21 protein-coding genes, 2 tRNA genes and 1 pseudogene are annotated in these 24,613 nt (G+C 67.5%); 9 read left to right on the top strand and 15 right to left on the bottom strand.

Annotated elements, in window-relative coordinates:
- Positions 1-5: 5 nt before the first annotated feature.
- A complete protein-coding gene (locus DAT35_RS55220) occupies positions 6-776 on the bottom strand; it encodes a YdcF family protein (protein ID WP_108077539.1) in 771 nt (256 codons plus the stop codon).
- A 6-nt stretch (positions 777-782) separates the two neighbouring features.
- Positions 783-1,628 (bottom strand): NAD(+)/NADH kinase, encoded by an 846-nt coding sequence (locus DAT35_RS55215; RefSeq protein WP_108077538.1) that lies wholly within the window; start codon positions 1,626-1,628, stop codon positions 783-785.
- Between the two features lie 101 nt (positions 1,629-1,729).
- Between DAT35_RS55215 and DAT35_RS55210 the strand changes: the two genes are divergently transcribed.
- Positions 1,730-3,061, top strand: coding sequence for a replication-associated recombination protein A (locus DAT35_RS55210; protein WP_108077581.1), 1,332 nt, complete (start codon positions 1,730-1,732; stop codon positions 3,059-3,061).
- Here the strand turns inward: DAT35_RS55210 and DAT35_RS55205 are convergent.
- The 3 genes from DAT35_RS55205 to DAT35_RS55195 all read right to left on the bottom strand — a co-directional run bounded on the left by DAT35_RS55205 (position 3,058) and on the right by DAT35_RS55195 (position 7,195).
- Positions 3,058-4,524 carry a sigma-54 dependent transcriptional regulator gene (locus tag DAT35_RS55205; RefSeq protein WP_108077537.1) on the bottom strand — a complete coding sequence of 489 codons (1,467 nt, stop codon included), beginning with the start codon at positions 4,522-4,524 and terminating at the stop codon, positions 3,058-3,060. The two genes, DAT35_RS55210 and DAT35_RS55205, sit on opposite strands and share 4 nt — an antisense overlap.
- A complete protein-coding gene (locus tag DAT35_RS55200; protein ID WP_199243299.1) occupies positions 4,521-6,071 on the bottom strand; it encodes an ATP-binding protein in 1,551 nt (516 codons plus the stop codon). Before DAT35_RS55200 ends, DAT35_RS55205 begins: the two co-directional genes overlap by 4 nt.
- Positions 6,072-6,280: 209 nt before the next feature.
- A complete protein-coding gene (locus tag DAT35_RS55195; RefSeq protein WP_233262274.1) occupies positions 6,281-7,195 on the bottom strand; it encodes a GGDEF domain-containing protein in 915 nt (304 codons plus the stop codon).
- 177 nt (positions 7,196-7,372) lie between these two features.
- Between DAT35_RS55195 and DAT35_RS55190 the strand changes: the two genes are divergently transcribed.
- Positions 7,373-8,167, top strand: a complete 795-nt coding sequence (locus DAT35_RS55190; RefSeq protein WP_108077536.1) for a glycosyltransferase family 2 protein — start codon at positions 7,373-7,375, stop codon at positions 8,165-8,167.
- A gap of 4 nt (positions 8,168-8,171) precedes the next feature.
- Positions 8,172-9,032, top strand: a complete 861-nt coding sequence (locus DAT35_RS55185; RefSeq protein WP_108077535.1) for a carbohydrate deacetylase — start codon at positions 8,172-8,174, stop codon at positions 9,030-9,032.
- Here the strand turns inward: DAT35_RS55185 and DAT35_RS55180 are convergent.
- Together DAT35_RS55180 and DAT35_RS55175 are read right to left on the bottom strand one after the other, a co-directional pair.
- Positions 8,987-9,673, bottom strand: a complete 687-nt coding sequence (locus DAT35_RS55180) for a trans-aconitate 2-methyltransferase (protein WP_108077534.1) — start codon at positions 9,671-9,673, stop codon at positions 8,987-8,989. The two genes, DAT35_RS55185 and DAT35_RS55180, sit on opposite strands and share 46 nt — an antisense overlap.
- On the bottom strand, positions 9,670-10,800 hold the full coding sequence (locus DAT35_RS55175; protein WP_108077533.1) for a mannosyltransferase family protein: 1,131 nt from the start codon (positions 10,798-10,800) through the stop codon (positions 9,670-9,672). Before DAT35_RS55175 ends, DAT35_RS55180 begins: the two co-directional genes overlap by 4 nt.
- A 164-nt stretch (positions 10,801-10,964) precedes the next feature.
- Between DAT35_RS55175 and DAT35_RS55170 the strand changes: the two genes are divergently transcribed.
- Positions 10,965-12,896 carry a CocE/NonD family hydrolase gene (locus DAT35_RS55170; protein WP_108077532.1) on the top strand — a complete coding sequence of 644 codons (1,932 nt, stop codon included), beginning with the start codon at positions 10,965-10,967 and terminating at the stop codon, positions 12,894-12,896.
- A 100-nt stretch (positions 12,897-12,996) separates the two neighbouring features.
- On the opposite strand, the gene fadJ is transcribed toward DAT35_RS55170, so the two are convergent.
- From fadJ to hemE, 5 genes are all read right to left on the bottom strand, one after another.
- On the bottom strand, positions 12,997-15,237 hold the full coding sequence (gene fadJ / locus DAT35_RS55165) for a fatty acid oxidation complex subunit alpha FadJ (protein ID WP_108077531.1): 2,241 nt from the start codon (positions 15,235-15,237) through the stop codon (positions 12,997-12,999).
- Entirely contained in the window at positions 15,237-16,541 is a 1,305-nt protein-coding gene (gene fadI, locus DAT35_RS55160) for an acetyl-CoA C-acyltransferase FadI (RefSeq protein ID WP_108077530.1), read from the bottom strand. Before fadI ends, fadJ begins: the two co-directional genes overlap by 1 nt.
- Positions 16,542-16,666: 125 nt before the next feature.
- Entirely contained in the window at positions 16,667-17,086 is a 420-nt protein-coding gene (locus DAT35_RS55155; protein ID WP_146210291.1) for a hypothetical protein, read from the bottom strand.
- 146 nt (positions 17,087-17,232) lie between these two features.
- A complete protein-coding gene (locus DAT35_RS55150) occupies positions 17,233-17,796 on the bottom strand; it encodes a hypothetical protein (protein ID WP_108077528.1) in 564 nt (187 codons plus the stop codon).
- 83 nt (positions 17,797-17,879) lie between these two features.
- A complete protein-coding gene (gene hemE, locus DAT35_RS55145) occupies positions 17,880-18,917 on the bottom strand; it encodes a uroporphyrinogen decarboxylase (RefSeq protein WP_108077527.1) in 1,038 nt (345 codons plus the stop codon).
- Positions 18,918-19,109: 192 nt separating this feature from the next.
- Between hemE and DAT35_RS55140 the strand changes: the two genes are divergently transcribed.
- Both DAT35_RS55140 and DAT35_RS55135 read left to right on the top strand, forming a co-directional pair.
- Positions 19,110-19,181: transfer RNA gene (locus DAT35_RS55140), tRNA-Val, on the top strand.
- Between the two features lie 35 nt (positions 19,182-19,216).
- Positions 19,217-19,293, top strand: a tRNA-Asp gene (locus DAT35_RS55135).
- Positions 19,294-19,641: 348 nt separating this feature from the next.
- Here DAT35_RS55135 and DAT35_RS61655 read toward each other — a convergent pair.
- Positions 19,642-20,222, bottom strand: a pseudogene (locus tag DAT35_RS61655) (IS3 family transposase); the annotation flags it as partial.
- A gap of 308 nt (positions 20,223-20,530) precedes the next feature.
- On the opposite strand from DAT35_RS61655, the gene DAT35_RS55115 reads away from it, so the two are divergent.
- Entirely contained in the window at positions 20,531-21,247 is a 717-nt protein-coding gene (locus tag DAT35_RS55115) for an alpha/beta fold hydrolase (protein ID WP_108077523.1), read from the top strand.
- A gap of 47 nt (positions 21,248-21,294) precedes the next feature.
- Here DAT35_RS55115 and DAT35_RS55110 read toward each other — a convergent pair whose 3' ends face one another.
- On the bottom strand, positions 21,295-22,215 hold the full coding sequence (locus tag DAT35_RS55110) for an AraC family transcriptional regulator (RefSeq protein WP_158502363.1): 921 nt from the start codon (positions 22,213-22,215) through the stop codon (positions 21,295-21,297).
- A 141-nt stretch (positions 22,216-22,356) separates the two neighbouring features.
- On the opposite strand from DAT35_RS55110, the gene DAT35_RS55105 reads away from it, so the two are divergent.
- The gene (locus DAT35_RS55105) at positions 22,357-22,854 is read left to right on the top strand and encodes a Dps family protein (RefSeq protein ID WP_108077522.1); all 498 of its coding nucleotides are present in this window, start codon (positions 22,357-22,359) and stop codon (positions 22,852-22,854) included.
- 232 nt (positions 22,855-23,086) lie between these two features.
- Here the strand turns inward: DAT35_RS55105 and DAT35_RS55100 are convergent, their stop codons facing one another.
- Positions 23,087-23,479: a hypothetical protein gene (locus tag DAT35_RS55100; RefSeq protein ID WP_108077521.1), complete on the bottom strand. Its 393-nt coding sequence runs from the start codon at positions 23,477-23,479 to the stop codon at positions 23,087-23,089.
- 829 nt (positions 23,480-24,308) lie between these two features.
- On the opposite strand from DAT35_RS55100, the gene DAT35_RS59645 reads away from it, so the two are divergent.
- Positions 24,309-24,473 carry a hypothetical protein gene (locus tag DAT35_RS59645; protein ID WP_158502361.1) on the top strand — a complete coding sequence of 55 codons (165 nt, stop codon included), beginning with the start codon at positions 24,309-24,311 and terminating at the stop codon, positions 24,471-24,473.
- Positions 24,474-24,613: the final 140 nt, after the last annotated feature.

The following is a 24,613-nucleotide window of genomic DNA, read 5'->3' as shown; positions in this document are numbered from 1 at the left end:
GTGGCTCAGGCCCAGCCCCACAGCCGGTAGACGAGCCGCCCCACGAGCTCGCGCAGCACGTCCGTCCCGGCCGCCAGGTTGGACGCCCGAGGCTGCCACCAGGCGCCGCGCACATGCCAGTCGTGCGCGCGCACGTCCACCACGAGCGTGTCCGGCTTCAGCCCCACCGCCTCGAAGGTGCCCAGCGCCCGAGGCATGTGCGCCGCGCTCGTCACCAGCACCAGCCGCTTCCAGCCCTTCTCCCGGATGATGCGCTCGGACTCCACCGCGTTCTCCCGCGTGTTGCGGCTGCGGCCCTCGGTGACGATGCGCTCGGGTTCAATCCCCCACAGCCGGAGCTGCCGAGCCAGCACGTCCGCCTCCACCAGCGCCCCGGGCCGCGTGTCCAGCGTGCCCGCCGAGAGCAGCACCTGGCGCGCATGCCCATCCCGCAGCAGCTCGAAGCCCCGGAGGATGCGCTCCACGGGATGGGTGAACTCGGGGAGGCCGGAGCGCTCGGTGGCATCCGCGTCCACCGCTCCGCCCAATACGATGACGGCGTCGTAGACCACGTCCGGCCGGTACGTGGACACCGCGCCCGCCTCCACCCAGCACTGCAGCCCATTGGCCACGGGCTCGGTGGAGAAGACGTACAGCACCGCCAGCCCGAGCCCCTGCAACCACGCCGCGAGCCTCGCCCGCCTTCGCCGCAGCAGCAGGCCCGCGCCGCCCAGCAGCAGCCCCCACGAGAGCGGGGCGAGGAGCAGATCCAACAGCTTCGAGAGGAAGACGAACACGCCGCGCTACCGCTCGCCCCAGTGGAGCTTCTGCCGGAGGATGGTGAAGTAACCCACGCGGGTGTTGCGCACCAGGTTCACCCGGTTGGGCGAGCGCACCACCTCGATGATGTCCTCGCACTGCAGGCTGTGGCCTGTCTGTCCGTCCAGGGTGAGGAAGGTGTCCGCCGTCTCGCTGCGCAGGGCGACGCGGATGGTGCGGTCCGCGGGCACGATGATGGAGCGGTGCGTGAGCGCGTGCGAGCAGATGGGCGTGAGCACCGTGCAGTCCACCGAGGGGTGGACGATGGGCCCGCCCGCGGACAGCGAGTACGCGGTGGAGCCGGTGGGCGTGGACAGGATGACGCCGTCCGCCTTGTACGTGGCGATGGGCACGTCCTCGATGGACACCTCGTGGTCCGCGATGCGCGCCAGCGCGCCCTTGTTGATGACCACGTCGTTGAGGACCTCGTCCTGGACGATCACCCGGTCCTCGCGCACCAGCCGGCACGCGAGCTTCATCCGGGAGTCCACCTTGAAGCGGCCGGCGAGCACCTCGTCCAGCGCGGTGAAGAGCTCCTCCACGGGGATTTCGGTCATGAAGCCCAGGCTGCCCAGGTTGACTCCGAGGATCGGCGTGGGACGCCCGTCGAGCAGCCGGGCCGCGTGGATGAGGGTGCCATCCCCGCCCAGCACGACCACCAGATCCGCCCGGGCGGCCAGCTCCCGGTCCTCCATCCGCGGCCAGCCGAGCGCATGGGCCAGGAAGCGGTCACCCAGCACGTCCAGCGAGGGGTAGCGCTCGCGGATGCGCGCGGCGAGCTCCGCCGCCTCGGGCTTATCCTTCTTCGCAACGATCACCAGGGTCTTCACGATAAGTACGGTTTCTAATCCAGGCGGCCAGGAGAGCGCTGGATGAAATGACCCCTTCGATGACCCTGTGACAGGTGCTGCCCGGGCAGCAGGATTCCCCCATGGACCTCTTCGAGCATGCCAGCCGGAAGGATGAAGCCACCCTGGCGCCCCTGGCGGAGCGGATGCGCCCCGCCCGCCTGGAGGAGTTCGTCGGGCAGGAGCACCTGACGGGCGAGGGACGGTTCCTGCGCCGGGCCATCCAGCAGGACCAGGTGCCCTCGCTCATCCTCTGGGGCCCCCCGGGGACGGGCAAGACGACGCTCGCCCACGTCATTGCCCGCTCCACCGGCGCCTCCTTCGAGTCACTCTCCGCGGTGCTCTCCGGCGTGAAGGACATCCGCGAGACAGTGAGCCGGGCGCAGGAGCGCTGGAGGCTGAACCGTCAGCGCACCATCCTCTTCGTGGATGAGATCCACCGCTTCAACAAGGCGCAGCAGGACGCGCTGCTGCCGCACGTGGAGAAGGGCACGGTCACCCTCATCGGAGCCACCACGGAGAACCCCTCCTTCGAGGTGAACGCGGCACTCCTGTCCCGAGCGCGCGTCGTCACCCTGCGAGGGTTGGAGGAAGAGGAGCTCGTGGCGCTGCTGCGCCGGGCCGTGGTGGACCCCAAGGGCCTCGCGGACAGGGTACAGGTGGACGACGAGGCGCTCGGCTTCATCGTCCAGTCCTCTGGAGGAGACGCGCGCAGGGCGCTCACCGCGCTGGAGGCGGCGGCCGCGCACGGAGGCACCCGGGTGGACAAGGCCATCGCCGAGGAGGCGATGCAGCACAAGGCGCTGCTCTACGACAAAGGCGGCGAGGAGCACTACAACGTCATCAGCGCCTTCATCAAATCCATGCGCGGCTCGGACGTGGATGCCGCGCTCTACTGGATGACGCGCATGCTGGAGGCGGGAGAGGACCCCGTCTTCATCTTCCGGCGCATGGTCATCTTCGCCTCGGAGGACATCGGCAACGCGGACCCACGGGCGCTGGGGGTGGCGGTGGACGCACTGCGGGCCTTCGAGCTGGTGGGCCTGCCCGAGGGCACCTTGCCACTCACCCAGGCGGTGACGTACCTGGCGCTGGCGCCCAAGTCGAACGCGGTGATCACCGCCTACTCCGCGGCACGAGAGGCCGTCACCGAGGGCGGGCCGCTGCCCGTGCCCATGCACCTGCGCAACGCGCCCACGAAGCTGATGAAGTCGCTCGGGTACGGCGCGGGCTACAAGTACCCGCACAACTTCGAGGGCAACTACGTCCCCGAGGACTACCTGCCCGAGGCCCTGCGCGGCCGGCGCTTCTACGCGCCCACGCACAACGGCTTCGAGCACGAGCTGGCCGAGCGCTACGAGGACATCCAACGCCAGCTCGAGGGCCGGACCCGCGAGCCGGGCGAGGAAGGCTAGGAGGCGGCCTCGAGCGCGTCGTCGTCTCCGTCCTTGCCGCGCTTCATGGAGCGGCCGGCCACCTCGTACTGCTTGAGCAGGCGGCGGAAGTTGGAGCGGTCCACTCCCGCGGCGCGAGCGGCACTGGAGACGTTGTGGTTGTGCTTCTCGAGCAGCGCGGTGAGGTAACGCCGCTCGAAGGCGCGCATGGCCAGCCGCTTCGCCTGGGCATAGGGCAGGTGCGCGAGGCTGAACACCTCCACCTGTGCCCCAGCCTGCGGCGCGTCCTGGAAGCCCGGCGGCAGATCATCGACGTCCAGCACTTCCTTGGAGGTGAGCACCGCCGCGCGCTCGATGACGTTCTCCAGCTCGCGCACGTTGCCCGTCCACCGGTTGCAGGTGAGCGCCTCCATGGCGCGCGGCGTGAAGCCCGTCACCCGCTTGCCCATCCTCGCCGCGTACAGCTTGAGGAAGTGGTGCGCCAGGAGCGGCACGTCCTCGGGGCGCTCGCGCAGCGGCGGCAGGTCGATGGTGATGACGTTGAGCCGGTAGAAGAGGTCCTCGCGGAACTTGCCCTGCTCCTTGGCCCGGCTGAGGTCCACGTGCGTGGCGGCAATGACGCGCACGTCCACCTTCACCGGCTCGTTGGCGCCCACGCGCTTGACCTCGCCCTCCTGCAGCACGCGCAACAGGCGCACCTGGGTGGCGGGAGGCACATCACCAATCTCGTCGAGGAAGATGGTGCCGCCGTCGGCTGCCTCGAAGAGGCCCTTCTTGTTGGAGGTGGCCCCAGTGAAGCTGCCCTTCACGTGGCCGAAGAGCTCGCTCTCCAGCAGCGTGTCCGTCAGCGCCGAGCAGTTGACGGCCACGAAGGGCTTGTCCTTGCGCGCGCTGCGGTAGTGGATGGCCCGCGCCACCAGCTCCTTGCCCGTGCCGCTCTCGCCCTGGATGAGCACCGTGGCCGTGGAGTGGCTCACCGTCTCCACCAGCTTGAAGACGCCGCGCATCCGCGACGACTGGCCGATCAGCTCCTCGAACTGGTTGCGCGCGGTGAGTGCCTCTTCCAGCGCCCGGGCCCGGTCTCGCAGCGCCTTGCGCTCGGCGGCCTTGGCCACCGTCATGCTCACTTCGTCGATGTTCTCGAAGGGCTTGGTGAGGTAGTCGTACGCGCCGGCCTTCACCGCCTCCACCGCCGTCTCCACGGTGGCGAAGGCGGTCATCATGATGACCTCCACCTCCGGCCGCGCCGCCTTGATGCCGCGCAGCAGATCCATCCCGGACAGGTTGGGCATCTTGATGTCCAGCACGGCCACGTCGATGGACGGATCCTTCGCCGCGGTCAGTCCTTCCACCGCGTCGTCGATGGAGACGACCTGGTAGCCCTCCCGGGCGAGGATGGACGTGACCGCCTTGAGCACGATCGGATCGTCATCCACGACCAGGATCTTGGCGCGCTTGGTGGTGGTGGACGGCGACGGGTTCACGGCAACCTCTCAAGCTGCAGGGGAATGGGGATGTAGACGGTGAAGCGGGAACCCTCACCCATCTGGGTGTCCACCTTGATGATGCCGCCGTGGTCCTCGACGATGCGGTAGGCGATCGCCAGTCCCAGGCCGGTGCCCTGCCCCGGCGGCTTCGTCGTGAACGACGGCTCGAAGATGCGCGCCACATGGCGCTCCTCGATGCCAGTGCCTGTGTCGGAGACCCGGAAGAAGCAGCGGTCGCCGTCCTTGCCGGTCTCCAGGATCAGCACGCCACCGCCAGGAGGCAGCGCGTGCAGTCCGTTCTGCAGCAGGTTGAGCATCACCTGCGAGAGCTGGCTCGGGTCTCCGAACAGATCCGGCAGATCCGGCGCCAGGCGCAGCTCCAGCCGCACCTTGGAGTAGGCCTTGAGCTGCGCCCCGAAGAGCACCGCCGAGTCCTCCGCGCACTTGTTGAGCTGGAAGGTGCGGCGATCCTCCGTCCGGCTGTGGCGGCTGAACTTCAGCAGGCTCTCGACGATCCGCTTGCAGCGCAGCGCGCTCTCCTCGATGAGATCCAACGACTCGAGATCCGAGGCGCTGCGGCCCTCGTCGCGCTTCATCAACTGCGCGAAGGCGAGGATGCCGCCCAGCGGGTTGTTGATCTCATGCGCCACGCCGCCGGCGAGCTGGCCCACCGCCGCCATCTTCTCCGTCTCGATGAGCCGGCGCGTCATCTCGCGCTCGTCGCTGATGTCCCGGTAGGAGCACACGGCGCGCCCCTCGCCCGTGAGCGGGTAGGCGGCCATGGCGTAGGCGCGGCCGCGCTGGGAGATCTCCGCGCGAGCCCCCTTGCCGCTCTGGAGGGCCTCGGGCAGCGGACAGCCCGGGCAGGGCGTGTCCCGATCGAACAGCAGCTTGTGGCACAGCTGGTCGCTGCCCTCCTCGGACAGCGGACCCTGGAGCCTGTCTCCGGCCAGGTCCACGTAGGCCCGGTTGGCGCGGCGCACCCCGTAGTCCCGGCGCACCACCGCCAGCGGCGTCTCCATGGAGTCGAACGACAGCTCCCACTCGCGCTTGGCCTGGCTCAGCAGGTGCGTGCGCAGCGCCACGCGCGTCTCCAGCTCCGCGTTGAGCCGCCGCAGCTCCTCGTTCTGCTGCTGCGTCACCCGGAGCAGCCGCTCGTTCTCCGCCTGGAGCGCGTACTGCTCGAAGGCGCTCTTGACCGTGAGCACCAGGTGGCTGTCGTTCCACGGCTTGGAGATGAACCGGAAGATCTCCGACCGGTTGATGGCCTCTTCGATCGCCTGCTGATCGGCCTGGCCGGTGAGCATGATGCGCTGGGCTCGCGGCACCTGCGCCTTCACCCGGCTGAGGAACTCCACGCCGTTCATTCCCGGCATTCGGAAATCGGAGATGACCACCTCCGGCGTGAAGCGCTCGAGGGCCTTGAGGCCCTCCTCCGCATCGGAGGCCGTCTCAATCTGCCAATCGCCGCGACGGAGCACCCGCCGGATGGACTTCAGGATGTACTCCTCGTCGTCCACCAGCAGCAGCCGTCCGCGTGGCACCGCTCCTTGTGTCTGCGCCAGTTCCAGTGGAAACCTCGTCCTGGGTCCGAGACCCGAAGCGTTTGCAATGACGCTGCCAACGTCCACCGCCTCGCAAAGCCCCGAATACCGGGTGCTTCCACACCCGGGGCTCGCCTCCACCCTGGGTCCCTCAATACCCCGACCTGAGAATCGGGTCAATGATGACCCACGGAGAGTATGTGGGCAAGCTAACGAGAGGCGGAGCCGGCGAAGGGCATGGGGGAGGTGTAGATGCAGATGCGGTTCCGGCCCTCGCTCTTGGCGAGGTAGAGGGCCTGGTCGGCGGAGCGCACCAGCTGGTCGGCGCTGTTGACGGCGTGGTGGGGGAAGACGGAGACGCCCAGCGAAGCGGTGACGCGCAGGGAGCGCTGGGGGCCGGTGTGGAGGGAGCCCAGCTCGCGCCAGACGCGCTCGGCCACGGTGAGGGCGCCGGCCAGGGGGGTGCGAGGCAGGAGGATGGCGAACTCTTCGCCTCCATAGCGGGCGAGCAGGTCCGTTTCGCGCACACTGCGCTGCAGGGAGGCCGCCACGTCGCACAGCACGATGTCGCCCACCTGGTGGCCATGCTCGTCGTTGAAGGCCTTGAAGTGGTCCAGGTCGATGAGGATGAGCGAGAGCGGATCGTCGTAGCGCTGGGCGCGCCGGAACTCCTCGCGCAGCCGGTCCTGGAAGTAGCGGTGGTTGTGGACGCCGGTGAGCCCGTCGGTGATGGACAGGCGCTCCAGGGAGGCCACGCGGGTGATGAGCGCGTTGATGCGCTCGCGCTCCTGGATGCAGCGGGCCATGCGGGCCACCAACTCCTCGGAGTCCACGGGAGCGCGCACCACCTCGGCGCCCAGCCGCAGCGCGGCCAGCACCGCCGCTCGCTCCTCCGCGGGCACGAGCGCGATGACGGGCAGCGCACTGCCATCATCGTCCCGGGCCATCAGGTGCTGCAGCAGCGCCCGCGAGGGCCCACCGGCGGGGCCCAGCATGAGCAGCACCAGATGGGCCTCGTCGATGAGGCGCTGAGCCTCCCAACCGGGTGAGACCAAACGGACGGAGAACCCCTCCTGCTCCAGCGTGCTCGACAGGTCGGCCTGTCGCTCAGGCAGTTCGTCCACCAACAGAATGAGGCGCCTGTCTCCCACATTGCTCCCCGAAACCGAACCCAAGCCTCGACGCTACCATGGCCGAGCAAGACCTCGCGACCGTTGGATTGCGCACGGCCTGGGATGTTTGATAGCCAGCCGCCATCGCTGCGCCTCATTTGTCACGCGGCGCACCGCCGAGGTTTCATCGTGGGCAAATCCCCCAGCATCAGCCTCTTCTTCCCCGCCTGGAACGAGGAGGACTACGTCGAGCGGTCGGTGTCGCGCGCCATGGAGGTGCTCCCCCGCCTGACGGATGACTTCGAAATCATCGTCGTCAACGACGCCTCCACGGATCGCACGCAGGAGATCTGCGAGCAACTGGCCGCGCGCATCCCCCAGCTTCGGGTCATCACCCACCCGGTCAACCTGAAGCTGGGCGGGGCCATGCGCACCGGCCTGTCCGCGTCCACCAAGGACGTGGTGGTGTACTCGGACATCGACCTGCCGTTCGACCTGGAGGAACTGGAGCGGGCGCTGCATCTGATGAAGTACCTGGAGGCGGACATGATCTGCGCCTTCCGGTTCGACCGCACCAGCGAGGGGCCCAAGCGCATCCTCTACTCGTTCGCCTACAACCTGCTCATCCGCACGCTGTTCGGTGTCCACGTGAAGGACATCAACTTCAGCTTCAAGGTGATGCACCGGCGGGTGCTCGAGGCGGTGGAGCTCAACAGCCAGGGCTCCTTCATCGACGCGGAGCTGGTGGTGAAGGCCATCCATCAGGGCTTCCGGGTGTTCCAGATGGGCGTGGACTACTTCCCGCGCACGCGCGGCGTGTCGACGCTGTCCTCGCCCGCCGTCATCGTGAAGATGGTCCGGGAGCTGGTGAAGCTGTACCCGGAGACGCGCCGGCCCCAGGAGACGAAGCGCCCGGTGCGGCTGCCGCCCTCGGTGGCTGAGCTGCACAGCACGACGCGCGAGCGGGCGCGCGGCCACGGATAGAGCGGTGGCTCGCACGCGGCTCGTCGTCAACGCGGACGACCTCGGGCTGCACCCGGCCCTGGACGCGGGCATCCTCCGGGCGCATCGCGAGGGCATCGTCACCAGCGCGACCGTGCTGGTGATGGGCCCCGGCGCGCCCGAAGCGGTGGCCCGGGCCCGGGCACAGGGACTCGCCCTGGGCGTGCACCTGGCCCTCTCCACCCGGCTGCCCCCGGCGGCTCCCGCTTCGCACGTTCCCACGGTCGCCCCGGGTGGGCACCTGCGTGCGAGCTGGGCGGACTTCGCCCGGGCCTGGCTCACCGGACAGGTACGCCGTGAGGAGTTGGAGCTGGAGCTGGCTGCACAGGTGATGCGCGCTCGGACGCTCGGCGTGGAGGTGGACCACCTGGACGCCCACCAGCATCTGCACCTGCTCCCGGGCGTGCGTCCGCTGGTGGAGGCCCTGGCCCGGCGCGAGGACCTGCCCCTGCGCTGGCCCGACCGGCTTCCCCGGGTGTCGTGGCTGCGGGCTCCCGGGCCCGCGGTGAAGACGTCGTTGCTGACGCTGCTGGCCCGTGCCGCACCAGGGCCGATGCCCGGAGTGCGGCGCGTGAGCGCGGGCGGTGTCTTCGAGGCGGGCCAACTCACCGAGTCCGCCCTGCTCGCCTTGCTGGAGTCGCTGCCCTCGGGAGACTTCGAGCTGGGCTGCCACCCGGGCGAGGGCCGCCCGCACGTGCCGGAGGACCCGGGCTGGACCTACGGCTGGCAGTCCGAGCTGGATGCGCTCACCAGCCCCCGGGTGCGAGCGTGCATCGAGCGGCTCGGCGTGGAGCTGGCCACCTACGGCGCGCTGGCCGCTCCCACGTCCCGGGCCTCGGCCACGTAGAGGATGTGGGGCGTGGAGTAGCCCTCGCCCAGCACCACCGTCTCCAGTGGGGTGAGGTGGGCCTGGCGAAGCATCGCCTCCACCGCATCGCGGGGCTGGAGCCCGAGCGCTCCCCCCGCCTTCGTCCGGCCGAGCAGCTTCACCATCACCACCTCCTGCGCGAGGCACTTGAAGTGCTTCCAGGAGCGGTCTCCCTCGGCCTCCTTCAACAGGAGCCGCCCTCCCGGACGCAGCAACCGCCGGACCTCGCGGAGGAAGCCGGGCCAACGCTCCACGGCGAGCAGGTAGAGGACATCGCACACCACCACCGCGTCGAAGTGGCCGGGGAGACGCTCGGCGAGCGACTCCACGGTGCCCACCTCGGTCCTCACGTTGGGCAGGCGGCCGGGACCCTGGCGGGCCCACTCGATTTTGCGTGGGTCGGGATCGACCCCATGCACGATGCGGCGGGAGTCCCCCAGGGCGAGGAGCGCGGAGAGCAGCCCGTGGCCACAGCCCATGTCGGCCACGGCACCACCTGGAGGTACACGGGCGGCGACGGCCTCTAGCGGTGCGGAGAAGGCGCGGGCGTGGACGTGGAAGCGCTCGCCCGGCGGGAGGTGGGAAAACAGTGCGAGTGCCGGAGCGAGGGGAGCGTTCATGAGATGTAGTGGTCCAGGCCGAAGGCGGCGGACAGGACGACGAGCGACACGGCGCCCGCGGCGAGCAGAGCGTGCCGCACACGCGGGTGGTCGCGCAGCAACAGCGCGAGGGTGAGGAAGAGGGGGAAGGCGGAGATGAGGTAGCGCCCCATGCCCATGAAGTCCTTGGTCGCCACGGTGGGGATGCCGACGAGGACGGCGCAGAACACGCCATAGCCCCACCCCAGCCGCCGGAACGTGGGCCACACCAGCGCGAGCGCCCCCACCGTCAACAGCGCGTGGACGCAGAGCCGGATGCGGGTCTCGGCGTTGGTCTCATGAGAGAAGACGGTGTGGAACCAGTGCAGCTTCAGCCACGACTCCCAACCCGGAGCCTGTCCCCACCCCACCTGGACATCGGCGAAGGCGAACGGCGCGCCGAACCGCTCCCCGAGGTAGAGCATGTAGAGGCCGAAGCCGAGCGCGGACAGGACGGGCAACAGGTCGATGGCGCTCCAGCGCTCTCCCCGCTCGCGCTTCCACTCGAGCCGGCGGGCGAGCAGACCCAGCACCACCGCGGGCGCCACCGGCCGTGCCGCCGTCGCCACCGCGCCGAGCAGGACCGCCGGCACCAGGTGGCCCTTCTCCAGCAGGAGGAAGGCGCCCACCACCAGCAGGAGGAAGAGCGCGTCGGAGTACATCACGCCGTAGAGGAAGAAGGTGAAGGGGTACAGGGCGAGCAGCAACCCGGCATGGAGCGCGGTGGTCTCATCCTCCACCCGCATCCGGGCCCATCGCGCGAAGAGCAGGAGCGCGAGCGGGCCACAGAGCAGGGTGACGAGCACTCCCGCCTGGTACACGTCCGGGCCGAGCTGCTCCATGGCGCGGATGGCCAGCGGGTAGAGCGGGAAGAAGGCCACCGAGCTCTGCTGGCCGGGCGTGTACTCGTACCCATCCTGGGCGATGCGCATGTACCAACTGGAGTCCCAGCCCACCCAGCCCATCACCACGTACTCGTCGAGCCGCACCACGGGGGCCTTCGGGTTCTTGTGATGGAAACGCCAGGCCCCGGCGCCGGCCGCCGCCGCACAAGCGATGACGGCGGCCAGGATGACGACGGCCAGGGTACGTGAGGCGGAGAGGGGCATGCGGCGCAGGCTTCGTCCAGAACCGCGCCAGGGTCAAGACCCGAGGAAGAAGGACCTCGGACCCGGAGTGCGGACGCATGGCTCCTTGCCCTGCTGCGTCACGTGATGCTTTCCGCACCGCCACCGTTCGCCGACAATGCCGGCCTCCCCCACCAGGAGAGTGCATGCACTCCACGTTCCGCAGCCTCATGGTGCTCGTGCTTGCCGTGCTCGCAGGCCCCGCGAGAGCCCAGGCAGCAAAGCCCCAGCAGCCCTACGGCGACACTCAAGAGCGCGCCGACTACATCCGCTCGCACTACACGAAGTTCGAGTACCGGATTCCCATGCGCGACGGCACGCGGCTGTTCACGGCCGTCTACGTCCCCAACGACGCGCGTCCTGGGAAGACGTACCCCGTCCTGCTCACGCGCACGCCCTACACCGTGGCGCCCTACGGGCTGGACCGGTACGCGCGCAAGCTCGGGCCCAACGCGCAGTACGAGAAGGACGGCTTCATCTTCGCCTTCCAGGACGTGCGCGGCCAGCACATGTCCGAGGGCGAGTTCGTCAACATGCGCCCGCACGTCGCCAAGAAGAGCGGGCCCAAGGACATCGACGAGAGCACCGACACCTACGACACCATCGACTGGCTGGTGAAGAACGTGCCGGGCAACAACGGCCGCGTGGGCCAGTGGGGCATCTCCTATCCCGGCTACTACACGTCGGCGGGCGCCATCGACTCGCACCCGGCGCTCAAGGCGGTGTCGCCGCAGGCGCCCATCGCTGATTGGTTCTGGGACGACATGCACCGGCACGGCGCCTTCAACCTAGTGCTCGCGTTCGACTTCTTCGCGGGCTTCGGCAGGCCCCGGCCGCAGCCGACCGACAGCGAGGACTGGAGGCGCTTCGATCACGGCACGCCGGACGGCTACCAGTTCTTCCTGGACCTGGGCCCGCTGGGCAACGCGGACTCGCGCTACTTCAAGGGGGACGTCTCGTTCTGGAAGGACCTGTCCGCGCACCCCAACTACGACGCCTTCTGGCAGTCGCGCAATCTCCTGCCGCACCTCAAGAACATCAAGGCGGCGGTGATGGTGGTGGGCGGCTGGTACGACACCGAGGACCTCTACGGCCCCCTGCGGACCTACGGCGCCATCGAGAAGCAGAACCCGGGCATCTCCAACACGCTCGTCATGGGACCCTGGCCGCATGGCGGCTGGAACCGCACGGACGGCACCGCGCTGGGCGACGCCGAGTTCGGCTTCCAGACGAACGCTGTCTACCAGGAGTTGGAGTTCTCCTTCTTCAAGCACCACCTCAAGGGAGGCGACAAACCCGACCTGCCCGAGGCCCTGGTGTTCGAGACGGGCGCCAACCGCTGGCGGCGCTTCGACACGTGGCCGCCCAAGCAGGTGCGCGAGCAACGGCTCTACTTCCAGCCGAAGGGCGCCCTCGCCTTCAAGGAGCCCACGGCCGCCGAGGAGTCCTTCGACGAGTACGTGAGCGATCCGAACAAGCCGGTGCCCTACACGATGGAGCTCACGACGGGTTGGGCCAAGGGCTACATGACCGAGGACCAGCGCTTCGCGGCGCGCCGCCCGGACGTGCTCGTCTACCAGACGGAGCCGCTGACGAAGGACCTCACGCTGGCGGGCCCGCTGGAAGCGGAGCTGTGGGTCTCCACCACCGGCACCGACGCGGACTGGGTGGTGAAGCTCATCGACGAGAACCCCGGCAAGATGCCGGGCGGCTCGAGGGGTGATGACGACGAAGGCAAGCGAGACCGGGGCCACCAGCAGACGCTGGTGCGCGGCGAGCCGTTCCGCGGCCGCTTCCGCGACAGCTACAGCGAGCCCAAGCCCTTCAAGCCGGGCGAGGTGACGAAGGTGCGCTTCACCATCAACGACGTCTTCCACACCTTCAAGCGCGGGCACCGGGTGATGATCCAGGTGCAGTCGAGTTGGTTCCCCTTCATCGACCGGAACCCGCAGACGTTCGTGCCCAACATCTTCGAGGCGAAGGACGAGGACTTCGTGCGCGCCTTCCACCGCGTGTACCGCTCGGCGGCGCACCCGAGCTCGCTCAAGGTGAGCGTGCTGCCTGCGCTCGACGACTGACGCGAAGCAGAAGCGGGAGGCTCCCCTGGCGCGGAGCCTCCCGCCGTACCAAAACCGGAAGGAGGGGTCGCACGGCCCCCTGCCCTCCCGGCGCGAGCGACTAGCGCGGGTAGAACGTCTTGCCCGCCTTCACCATCTCCACCAGGGACGGCGCGGGGGTGAAGCGCTCGCCGTACTTGTCCTGGTAGTGCTCCAGGCGCCGCAGCAGCTCCGCGGGGCCAATGCTGTCCGCGTAGCGGAAGGGGCCTCCGAGGAACGGCGGGAAGCCGAGGCCGAAGATGGCCCCCACGTCGCCGTCGCGCGCGCTGCGCAGAATCCCCTCGCCCAGGCAGCGCACGGCCTCATTCACCATCTGCAGGGCGCACCGCTCGGCCATCTCGCGCGCGTCGATGTTCTTGCGGTTCTTCCCGTGCGGCAGCAGTTCGTAGACGGAGGCATCCACCTCCTTCTTCTTCTTGCCGTCGTAGGTATAGAAACCCTTCTTGTTCTTGCGGCCCAGGCGGCCATCGGCCACCACCTTCTCCAGGGCCCTGGGCGCGGACATGCGCTTGCCGAAGGCGGCCTCCATGATGGGGCCCACCTTCTGCGCCACGTCGATGCCCACCTCGTCCAGCAGGGTGATGGGGCCCACGGGGAAGCCGAACTCGACGAGCGCCTTGTCCAGCTCGGCGATGTCGGCACCATCTGCCAGCAGGTGCGCGGCCTCGTTCATGTACGGCGCGAGGATGCGCGAGGTGTAGAAGCCCGGCCCGTCATTGACGACGATGACCGTCTTGCCCTGCTTCTTGCCCACCTCCACGCAGGTGGCCGTCACCCAATCGGCGGTGCCCTTGTGGGTGATGATCTCCAGCAGCGGCATCTTGTTCACCGGGCTGAAGTAATGCATGCCAATCACCTGCGCGGGCCGCTTGGAGCCCTTGGCCAGCTCGGTGATGGGGATGCTGGAGGTGTTGGAGGCGAAGATGCAGTCCTCGCGGGTGACGGCCTCCACCTCGCCGATGATGCGGTGCTTGAGGGCCAGGTCCTCGAAGACGGCCTCGATGACCACGTCCACGTTCTTGAAGCCCTCGTAGCCGGTGCCGCCGGTGACGAGCGCCATCTTCGCGGCCGCCTCGCGCCACGTGAGCGAGCGCTTCTTCACCCGCTCGTCGTAGATGCTCTGCACCTGCTTGAGGGCGCGGCCCACGCCGGCATCGTCCTTGTCCTTCACGCGCACCGGCACGCCCTGCAACGCCGAGCTGACATAGGCGATGCCTCCGCCCATCAGCCCGCCGCCGAGCACGCCCACCTTCTTCACCTCGCGCGGCTTCACGTCCGCGTTGGCCGTGCCGTTCTCCTTCTTGAGCGCCGTGGTGGCGAAGAAGATCTCCACCAACTGCTTGGAGACATCGGACACCACCAGCTCGCCGAAGAACTTCGCCTCGGCCTCCAGACCCGCCGCGCGGCCGGACTCCACGCCGATGCGGATGGCCTCGAGCGCCTTCTCCGGCGCCGGGTACTTGCCGCGCGTCTTCTTGCGCAGCTGCTTGCGCGCCTGGTCGAAGAGGATCTTCCGGCCCACCGGGTTGTCCTCGAGCGCGACCTCGGTCCACATCTCCTTGTTGGTCAGCCCCAACAGCAGACCGCCCAGGCCCTTCTTGCCCTGCTGCGCCACGGCCTTGAGGCCCTGGCCCCGAGAACGCTCCACCTTCAGCATGCCCTCGGCCAGCTCGCGGGCCCGGCGCACGGCCACGGCGCGGAGGATGGGCGCGGGTACCACCTCATCCACCAGGCCCAGCTTCTTCGCCTTGGACGGCTTCACGTTCTTGCCGGTGAGGATGAGATCCAACGCGGCCTGCACGCCGATGAGGGCCGACAGCCGCTGGGTGCCACCCGCGCCGGGAATGAGACCGAGCTGCGTCTCGGGCAACCCGAGCGTCGTCTTCGGACTGTCGGTCGCGATGCGGTAGTCACAGGCGAGCGCCCACTCCAGGCCTCCGCCCAGGCACGCGCCGTGGATGGCCGCCACCACCGGCTTGGGGAACGCATCCAGCCGATCGAAGCCCTGCTGTCCCTGGCGCGAGACGGCAGTGGCCTCGGCGGCCGACTTGATGGTCTGGAGGAAGTCGATCTTCGCTCCGGCCACGAAGTTGTCCTTCTTGCCGGAGGTGAAGACGACCGCCTTCACCGCCGGATCCTTCTCCGCGCGGTTGAGCAGCGACGCGAACACCTCACCCGTCTCGGGGGAGAGCGTATTCACCGGCTCGCCCGGCTGATCGATCACGACGAGCGCGACACCATCCTCGACGTGGTAGGTGAAGCCCTGCTTCGCCTCGAGCTCCTGAGCAATCATCGCAGCCATCACGCACGCTCCAGGACCACCGCGGCCCCAAGGCCACCGGCGGCGCAGACGGTGCACAGCACCGTGTTCTTGTTCTGACGCTTCAGCTCATGCAGGGCCTGGGTGACGATGCGCGCCCCCGTGGCCCCAAAGGGATGGCCGATGGAGATGGAGCCACCCGACAGGTTGAGCCGCGTGCGATCCACCTCGCCCACCGGCGCGCTCCAGCCGGCCTTCTGGGCGAAGTCCTTGGAGGCCAGCGCCTGGATGTTGCTGGCCACCTGGGCGGCGAACGCCTCGTGCATCTCCACCAGGTCGATGTCGGAGAGCTTCATGCCCGCGCGCTGCAGCGCGATGGGGGCCGCGTACGCCGGCCCCTGGAGAAGCTGACCTCCCGGATCCGTGGCGGCATAGGCATGGGCGCGCAGGTAGCCGAGCGGCTCCAGGCCGAGCGCCCGCGCCCGCTCCTCGCTCATCAGCAGCAGCGCACCGGCGCCGTCGGTGAGCGGAGAGGAGTTGCCCGCGGTGATGGAACCGTACTTGCGGTCGAACACGGGCTTGAGCTGGGAGAGCGCCTCCAGGCTCGTGTCCTCGCGGACGATGTTGTCCTTCTGCGACACCTTCTCGTACTTCGGCGGCACCACCACGTGCATCACCTGGGCGTCGAAGAAGCCCTCCTTCCAGGCGCGCGCGGCGTTGTGGTGCGAGGCGAGCGCGATGCGATCCTGCTCCTCGCGGGAGATGCCGTTCTCCTTGGCCATCTTCTCCGCGCTCTCGCCCATGGTGAGGCCGGTGGAGTACTCGGCGATGGCCGGGGGCACCGGCACCAGGTCGCGCGGCTTGAGCGTCTGGAAGGCCTTGAGCTTCTCCGCGAGGCTGCGCGCCTTGGAGGCCGCCACGAGCGCCTGGGCCAGCGGACGGCTGGTGAAGATGGGCGCATCCGACATGGACTCGGTGCCGCCAGCGATGACCACGTCCGCCTCGCCCACCGCGATGGCGTTGGCCGCGGTTGTCATCGCCTGGATGGACGTGGCACAGGCGCGCGCCACGGTGAATGCTTCAATCTTGCGCGGCAGCCCCGCGGCCAGCACCACCTCGCGCGCGATGGACGGCGCGGTCAGCGTGGGGATGACCTGGCCGAACACCACCTGGTCGATGTCGTTGGGATCGATCTCCGCGCGCTGCACCAGCTCTTGGACCACCATACGGCCCAGGTCCAGCGCGGTGAGCTTCGCGAACTCGCTTCCCGCCTTCACGAACGGCGTCCGCAATCCGCGGACGATGGCCACTCGCCGGTGACCGTTGCGCTGCTTCTCGCGTGCCATGTGCTCCTCACCTTCCCTGCGTGGTGAGGCGCATCTAATGGCCCGTGGCGCATCGCGTCAACGGGAGATTGACTCTAGAGTCAATGGAGCGGAACCGATGTCCCTCGCCTCCTCGGAGAGCAGGCTCAGGGCGCGGCGCCCGGGTGTTGAGCAGCCGACTTTTCGAGCAGGAATGCCTCCAAGGGCCGGAGCTCCGGGGCGGCCCACAGCGAGGACAAGTCTGCCTGCTCGAGGCGGCGCACGAGGACGTCGGGAAAGGGCTGCTCGCCCGCTTGCGCGAAGAGCTCGGCGAGCACCCGGTTGGGCTCGTAGCGGCCTCGGATGAGCTGCTCGAACGAGGGACTCACCGGCACCAGGGAACGCAGCAGTTGCTCGTCCCGGAAGAGGAGCATCGCGACCTCGGGAGCGATCAGCAGGACCCGCCATTCACTCAGAGGCCCTGCCTCCCCCAGCATGTATTCCATCAAGCCGCGCTGCTCCGCCATCACGTCTGGCGCGAGCGTGTCCGCATCGCACACCACGGCCACTGGCTCGCGCCGGAGCACGAGGATGGTCCGCGCCGAAGAGAGAGCGCCCCCACCCCCCATGACCGTCCGAACCCGGACTCCTCGATCACGCAAACGGGGATGACAGGCCACCATGCGTTCGAAAAGTCCCCCAGCCACAGCCCCCGTGGTCACGATGACCGCACTCATCGGGCGTTCCTCCCTTCCACCAGATTCAAATCCGCGAACCCCGTTTCCACCGCGTGCCGCAGCTTTCTCCTCATCCCCTCGAGGAGCCGTTGACCCTGGAGGGCAAAATCGATCTCCGCGCCCTCCCACAGGAACACATCCGGCGGCGGCAGCATCCGAGCCAACGACAGCGCCGTCGCCGAGAACCTGCCCGTGTTGAACACCGCCCCCATGGTCGTTCGTGGGCGGCGCAGAAGCTGCGACTTCAGTTTGACGATGGCAATGGCATCTACCGGTCTGGTCACGTCCTTTGACTCTACCAGACAGGACACCCCATCGAAATAGATGATTCCATCGATCTGCTCCAGGAGGACCCCCGCCTGGTAGACCCGGTACGGCCAGGTCACCTCGGCTCCTTCCAACTGGAAGGCCCGGAGGATGAGGAACTCCAGCAGCACACCGCCGGGCCAATCGGGAGGCGAGACGCCCGCCCGAAGATGCCCCCACAACGCCAGCAACCCTGAATGATCGAGCGCGAGCACCCTGCGCTGGTACTCGCCGCTCCTGCCCTCGTCCGTCACGGCCCCGTCCCCTTCCCCAACCCCTCTCACGCCACCCTACCGGAGGACCCTGACATCCCCGGTTGACTCACGGGGTCATGCCATCAGGTGCCCTGGCGGAGTGCGGCGCCGTGCTTGTGCACGGCGTCCACCAGGAACTTCGCGGCGTCCGGATCCGTGGGCGGGAGGATGCCGTGGCCCAGGTTGAAGATGTGCCCCACGGGCCCCGCGCGCCGGAGGATGTCCACCACGCGCTGCTCCAGCTCCTCGCGCGGCAGGAAGAGGTGCAACGGATCCAGGTTGCCCTGCACGGCCACGTCCGGCCCGAGCACGCGCCGGGCCTCGTCGATCGGGGTGCGCCAGTCCTGCCCGATCACGTCCGCGCCCGTGCGCTTGAGCAGCGGCAGGTGGTTGGACATGCCCGTGCCGAAGACGATGACGGGCACCCCCTTGGCCTGCACCTCCTTCACCATGCGTGTGAGGTACGGAATACAGAAGCGCTCGTAGTCCCAGGGAGAGAGCTCACCACCCCACGAGTCGAAGATCTGCACGATGCTCGCGCCCGCCTCCACCTGCATCTGCAGGTACGGGATGAGCGTGTCGGTCAGCTTCTGGAAGAGCGTGTGCGCCAGCTTCGGCTGCTCGAAGAGCAGCCGCTTGATGAGGATGTAGCTCTTGGAGCCGCCGCCCTCGACCATGTACGCGGCGAGCGTGAAGGGCGCTCCGGAGAAGCCGATGACGGGCACCGAGTCGTTGAGCGCACGCCGGGTGCGGCGGATGGCCTCGGCGACGAAGCCAGTGCCCTGGACGGGATCGGGAACGCCGAGCCGCTCGATGTCCGCGGCGGTGCGGACGGGGTTGGGGAAGTGCGGCCCCTTGTCCCCGAGCTCCAGCTCGATGCCCATGGCCTCCACGGGGATGAGGATGTCCGAGAAGATGATGGCGGCATCCACCCCCAGCCGTGTGATGGGCTGGACCGTCACCTCCGCGGCGAGGTCCGGGTTCTTGCAGAGGTCCAGGAAGCCGATGGTGCCGCGCACCGCGCGGTACTCGGGGAGGTAGCGGCCGGCCTGGCGCATGAGCCATACGGGCGTGGTGTCCGTGGGCTGGCGGCGAGCGGCGCGGAGGAGGCGGTCGTTCAAGGGGTGGGCTCCATGTCTGCCCCCTCTCCCTCGGGGAGCGGGCGGTGAGAGGGTGTTGTCAGGTGCAGTCGCCAGGGTCAACGTTCCAGTCAGGAGCTGGCGGAATGATCCGTCCCTCGAAAACGTATGCTTGACAGTGACGATGGTGGCCGATACAAGGCCGCCCCGTCGCAACGCGGTGACGCAAGCGAGGGGCGGATAGCTCAGCGGTAGAGCGTCGCCCTTACAAGGCGAGGGTCACAGGTTCAATCCCTGTTCCGCCCAAGCAGCAGTCGTGGTAGTGGCAAGAGCAGTGTCGTGGGGAGTTAGTTCAGTTGGTTAGAACGCCGGCCTGTCACGCCGGAGGCCACGGGTTCAAGTCCCGTACTCCTCGCCAATAGAAGGGCCTGGAATCGCAAGGTTCCGGGCCCTTCGTCTTTCTCCCCACCTGCCTTTCCCTTCGTCGCGGAGCCCGTCTCCAGGATGTCTCCAGAAAGCGGGGCGCCCGCCGCGTCGAGCAGGCCGATGGCCGCGTCTTTCACCGCTGAGAGCGGCGAGCATGCGAGCACCTGGAGTTGTCAGCCCCATTGGGTATTCCCCCGATTCGGTTTCCTATCAGGGGGGTGGCCATCGCCACGGGGAATTCCCATGAAGCTGGGCTGGACGGCCGTACTGATGGTGCTCCTCGCCGGGTGTGGCTCAGCCAACCTCGGAACCAAACCCACTCCATCACCCGGGGCCAAGCCCGAGCCGCCAGCTCTTGCTGGCGCATGAGGCGGGCCACGCGCTTGCGGCTCACGCGCTGCCCACGGGCACGCAGCTCGGCATGCACGCGGGGGCTACCGTACGTGCCGCGGCTCTCCTTATGCTCCTCCGTCACTACCTCGGCCAGGGCCCGGTCCTCCTTGTGCCGCTCGGACTCCGGGCGCTCCTTCCAGGCATAGTAGCCCGAGCGCGAGACGCCCAACTGCTGGCACATGAAATCCACGGGAAAATGAGCCTTCTCCGCCTCGATGAACTCGAATTTCACTTCGAGGTCTCCTTCGCGAAGAAGGCCGCCGCTTTTTTTAAGAAGTCACGCTCCATCTCCAGATGGCGCACTTCCTTGCGCAGCCTGACCAGCTCCTCCCGCTCGGCCGTGGAGAGCGCGCCTGCCAGCTCCTTGCCCTTGTCGCCGTCGGTCTCGCGTACCCAGTTGCGCAGGGCCGACTCGGTCAGGTCCAGGTCCTTGGCCACCTGGGGCAAGCTCTTGCCGCCCTCACGCACCAGCCGGACCGCATCGGCCCTGAACTCCGGGGTGAAACTCCGCCTCTTCCTTCGCTCCATGAACACTACCTCCCGTGTAGCCGACTTATGAGGTGTGTCCACAAAACCGGGGCAGGCTCACATTCAACTGAAATCCGCTATCAGACATCCACACGGTGCAGGAGCGTCTGCTGTAGGCATGGTGGCGGCCGAGAGCGGCCCCGTGGGCGTAATCAGTGGCTCGATCGTTCAATTCATGGCCGCAGCTTTCATGACGTGCTCTGCGCGCTCGCCGAGTATTTCTCTCTGTAGAGCGTGCATTTCAGAAGAGCGCCAAGAGCTTCTGACCGACGCCGCGCTACGCATCACCATCCAACTAGGAGTCTGAAATGGCAGGCATCTCAGGAGCCTTGTTTTCGATCGTTCTCGTCCACGGGGGGTTTGTTGACGGATCCGGCTGGGAAGGAGTTCACCAGTTCCTCACGAAGGACGGCTATTCGGTCACTGTCGTGCAGAACCCAACCAAATCGCTCGCCGAGGACGTCGCGTTCACCAAGCGTGTACTCGACGCGCAGAAGAGCCCGGTCATCCTCGTGGGACACTCGTATGGTGGCGTCGTTATCACTGAGGCCGGCACGCATCCCAACGTCGCAGGGCTGGTCTACATCGCGGCTTTCGCGCCAGACAAGGGCGAGTCCGTCAACTCGCTGATCGCGAACCCGGCACCCGGCGCTCCAGTGCCGCCGATCCTGCCTCCGCAGGACGGCTATCTGGCGCTGGACAAGGCCAAGTTCGCCGCTTCGTTCGCAGCCGATGTGGGCAAGGCGAAGGCCGCGTTCATGGCCGACTCGCAGGTGCCGTGGGGTGTTGATGCACTCAACGGCACGATCACCGCTCCTGCATGGAAGGTGAAGCCGAGCTGGTACCTGGTGGCCACGGACGACAAGATGATTCCAGTGCCGGCTCAGCGCGCCATGTCCAAACGTGCGGGCTCAACCGTCGTCGAGGCATCGGGAAGCCACGCCATCTACGTGTCCAAGCCGAAGGAGGTGGCAGCCCTGATCGAACGCGCCGCCAAGGAAGCGGCAGGGAACGCAGCGAAGTAGACTCGAGCTATGCCGTCGGTCGTGCTCGGTCTCGCCCGACGGCACTCTTACGCTGTCGCCTTCGACACGTAGGTTCGGCGCCACGCCCCGGGGCTCATCGACACGGACGCACTGAAGACGCGCGTGAAGTGGCTCTGATCGGCGAACCCGCATGCGAGCGCAATATCGGACAATGACAGATCGGGATCCTTGAGCAGTTGCTGCGCGCGTTCCACGCGACGCTTGAGCAGATAGCGATGGGGCGGCACCCCGGTGGACTGTCGGAATGCACGGGTGAAATGCCGCACCGATAGGCCGCATTGCAGCGCCAGAAAGCTCAGGGGTATGTTTCCGTTCAGGTTGGCATCGAGCAACTCTTTGCTGAGCCGTTCTTGCCACGGCGCCAAGCCGCCCCGAGGGGGGCGTCTAACGGTGCACACACCGCCGTAGGCCTGCACCACGTGGGCACTGATCGCGAGAGCGACATGGTCGACATAAACCGCACTTGCCTCTTCCGGCCTTGCGAGCGAGGGGCGGATCGCCTGGAACAGGTGTTCCAGGGTGGGGTCTCGCAAGCATTCGCCGGGTTGTACAAGAAGGTCGTCCACGGGGGACGCCCCGAACTCCTCGGCCACCCCATTGAGGACCTTGAACGGCAGATGCAGATGGATGATGTGGAAGGGATCCCGCAAGTCGACGCGAGGATCGCGTCGCAGGTCATGAATCTGGATCACACCGGCTCGCCGATCCACGCCTTCGAGATGCCGTCCTTCGGAGAAGTAATCGCACCGCAGGCAGTCTCGCAATCGCAGTTGAACAAGGACCGCTTCATCATACATTACCGCCGAGGTCATGCCATGGTTAGGCGCACCCTGCAGTTCTGCGAGCGCCATGGTTGACTTGTGAAGCGACCGGGTCACCAACCGGGGTGCATCAGGAAGGCGAAACGCTGTCGCCAGCGCATGGTCGTATTCAGGTCGCGAAGCCATCGCACTGTCTCCTGTGGAGCAAAAGCATAGTAGACCGCGCGCCTCGAACGCGAGTCGGGCCCAGTGAAGTCGTGTCCTGTTTCGACAAAATGAGGCCTGATCGAGATATACGGCGCGCACCACGTTGACAAAGATCAGGGCATGAGAAACAGCCCCGCGCTCAATACGCCTACCGATCTGGGAGCTGACGCTACTCGGGACATCTCCGCAGCGATGAATGCGCTGCTGGCCGACGTGTATGCGCTGCATATCAAGATTATGAACTTCCGGTGGCACATGTCGGGGCCGCACTTCCGCGACTACCAGGCAATGTTGCAGGACCACGCCCTGCAACTCCATGCCTCCACTGCCAGCATCGCCGAGCGCGTCAGGGCCATCGGGGCCAGTACGCTGCATTCCATCGGCGACATCTCGAGGCGGCAGCGGCTGCTCGACAACGACGCGGACTACGTGACGCCTTCGGCCATGCTGACCGAGCTGAGAAATGACAATCAGCAATTGGCTGCCTACCTTCGCGAGACGCATGACGTGTGCGAAGAGCATGGCGACGTCGCAAGCGCGAACCTGACCGAGAGATTGCTCGACGAATCGGAGCGGCGCATATGGCAGTTGTTCGAAGCGACACGTGTGAGCGAATAGCCCGCGGCGATGACGCGACAGCGAGTTCGAGCTCCACGAGCACCGCAGGCGATTAGTCGATCTGGCATTGCAGTGCTTCGAGTGCGCACACGCCAGCACGTGGCGTTTCGTGTCGGCGGACAGGAGCCCGTGATGCGATGCATTGCTGTGCTGGATGCCTTTATTCAAGGCCGACTTGATAATCACACCACCAAGGCTGTGACCGACGAGGACCAGTGGCCCTTCGAGCATCTCAGGGTCGGCGCTCAAGCTCGGCAAGGCTCATCTCGTTGTTGAGGAGGGCCGCATCCAGCTTCGCTAGGAAGGTGGTCGCCTTCGAAATGGACTCGGCGTGCACCTTGCGGATGGTGGCCTCGTATCGGTTCAGCCTCCTGGCCTTGTAGCCCCGCAACCGCGCGATGAAGTCGTCCACCTTTCTCCGGAAGGCATGAGCCAGGTCCTCCAGTGTTGCCGAGCACGATCTTTGATGGTTCCACGGCGTTCCACGGACCAGCTCGTTGATGGGCGCCTTCAGGAAGCCCGCGGAACCACTGGAAAGCATCACGACCGTGCTCGGCCAGGTGTCACCGCTGATGATGAGCTTCTGCTCACCAGATTCCCCTCGGAGAATCGACAGTTGCCTCATAGCCGGGACCTGAGGAGGCTCAAGGCTGCCCGAAGGGCACCGCCGCCAGACGGTCGTAGGGCCTTGAACCGACTCGGCTTCCCGGCGTCCATCATCCAGTCGGCTCACCCGGCCGTCAACAAAGGTGCGCGGCAACAGCAACTCCCGCAGCGCACCCGCGCGAAGCCGTGCGCCAGCACTCCGCACTCCAGATACCGGGCGAAGTCCCGCTCCACATACCGGGGCAGGCCGCGCCCCACTTCGCTCGCCTCCGCCAGCAGCGTGGCCAAGTGGTCCCTCACCGCCTCGTACAAGCACCGTCCTCTCCGGCTGCCTCCGCCGGTACTCCCACCCGCGCTCTCCCACCTGTCCCTCCCCAGCCACACCTCGCCAGGGCACACGCTACCGTCAGCCTCCCAGGGGCTCCTCGTGAGCCCTGCGAGACCGGGGAACTCGGGCCGCTCGCGTCCGTGAGCGGCTTTACCCTGTTGGGCCGCATGTGCCGCCAGTGTGCCCCTCCAGCGTGGTTCGAGGCGGCACACTGGGGAACAACGCGGGACGGGGCGGGAGAAAGAACCCGAGGAGAATCAGGGCGATAGCGGGTAACAGCGCGTCCTGCTTGGGGTTTGCTATCGCCCTGCCCACCGGTTCAAGTCCCGTACTCCTCGCCAATAGAAGGGCCTGGAATCGAGAGGGAAACCTCGAAGATTCCAGGCCCTTCGTCTTTTCTCACCCACCTGACCCAGCCTCATGGCCCCTGGGCCGGGAAGAAGGTCGACCTGGGCGAGAAAGGCCCGCCCGAGCTGCTCGAGGAGGGCGACAACTGCGCTGCCCGCCACTCCAGGAGGGAATGATTCTCACCCGTCGTGAGCTCTATGCGGAGCCCCGGCTCGAATCTCACCTGCCGGACTCGGTGACCCGTGCGGCCATCTCCTCGGGGCCGCTGAGTCCGCGCCAGAGCGCCGAACACCTCCAGCGGCCTCGTCCGGAGCTCCGGATGCACCTGCACCCGTGAGCCTTCCGGAGTACTAAGTAGGTAGGCAAAAGTTCCTGACACAATAGCGCGGCGGGGCCTACGGTGTGCCGATGAGGAAGGCACTGGGCCCCGCCCAGCGGGGGCTGACCAGGTACGACCGCGTCCGGCTCCAGCGAGCA

Origin of the sequence: Vitiosangium sp. GDMCC 1.1324 (genome assembly GCF_003044305.1) — a bacterium.
Taxonomy (GTDB): Bacteria; Myxococcota; Myxococcia; order Myxococcales; family Myxococcaceae; genus Archangium.
The sequence above is the reverse complement of the archived record's forward strand: the minus strand, read 5'-3'. Positions and strand labels throughout refer to the sequence as shown.

What these genes read in the sequence shown, in the direction of transcription:
- DAT35_RS59645 (WP_158502361.1), top strand. Translation starts at nt 24,309, where the DNA reads ATGATTCTCACCCGTCGTGAGCTCTATGCGGAGCCCCGGCTCGAATCT.
- DAT35_RS55170 (WP_108077532.1), top strand. Translation starts at nt 10,965, where the DNA reads ATGCACTCCACGTTCCGCAGCCTCATGGTGCTCGTGCTTGCCGTGCTC.
- DAT35_RS55210 (WP_108077581.1), top strand. Translation starts at nt 1,730, where the DNA reads ATGGACCTCTTCGAGCATGCCAGCCGGAAGGATGAAGCCACCCTGGCG.
- DAT35_RS55105 (WP_108077522.1), top strand. Translation starts at nt 22,357, where the DNA reads ATGAGAAACAGCCCCGCGCTCAATACGCCTACCGATCTGGGAGCTGAC.
- DAT35_RS55180 (WP_108077534.1), bottom strand. Translation starts at nt 9,673, where the DNA reads ATGAACGCTCCCCTCGCTCCGGCACTCGCACTGTTTTCCCACCTCCCG.
- fadJ (WP_108077531.1), bottom strand. Translation starts at nt 15,237, where the DNA reads ATGGCTGCGATGATTGCTCAGGAGCTCGAGGCGAAGCAGGGCTTCACC.
- DAT35_RS55115 (WP_108077523.1), top strand. Translation starts at nt 20,531, where the DNA reads ATGGCAGGCATCTCAGGAGCCTTGTTTTCGATCGTTCTCGTCCACGGG.
- DAT35_RS55110 (WP_158502363.1), bottom strand. Translation starts at nt 22,215, where the DNA reads ATGGCTTCGCGACCTGAATACGACCATGCGCTGGCGACAGCGTTTCGC.
- fadI (WP_108077530.1), bottom strand. Translation starts at nt 16,541, where the DNA reads ATGGCACGCGAGAAGCAGCGCAACGGTCACCGGCGAGTGGCCATCGTC.
- DAT35_RS55100 (WP_108077521.1), bottom strand. Translation starts at nt 23,479, where the DNA reads ATGAGGCAACTGTCGATTCTCCGAGGGGAATCTGGTGAGCAGAAGCTC.
- DAT35_RS55175 (WP_108077533.1), bottom strand. Translation starts at nt 10,800, where the DNA reads ATGCCCCTCTCCGCCTCACGTACCCTGGCCGTCGTCATCCTGGCCGCC.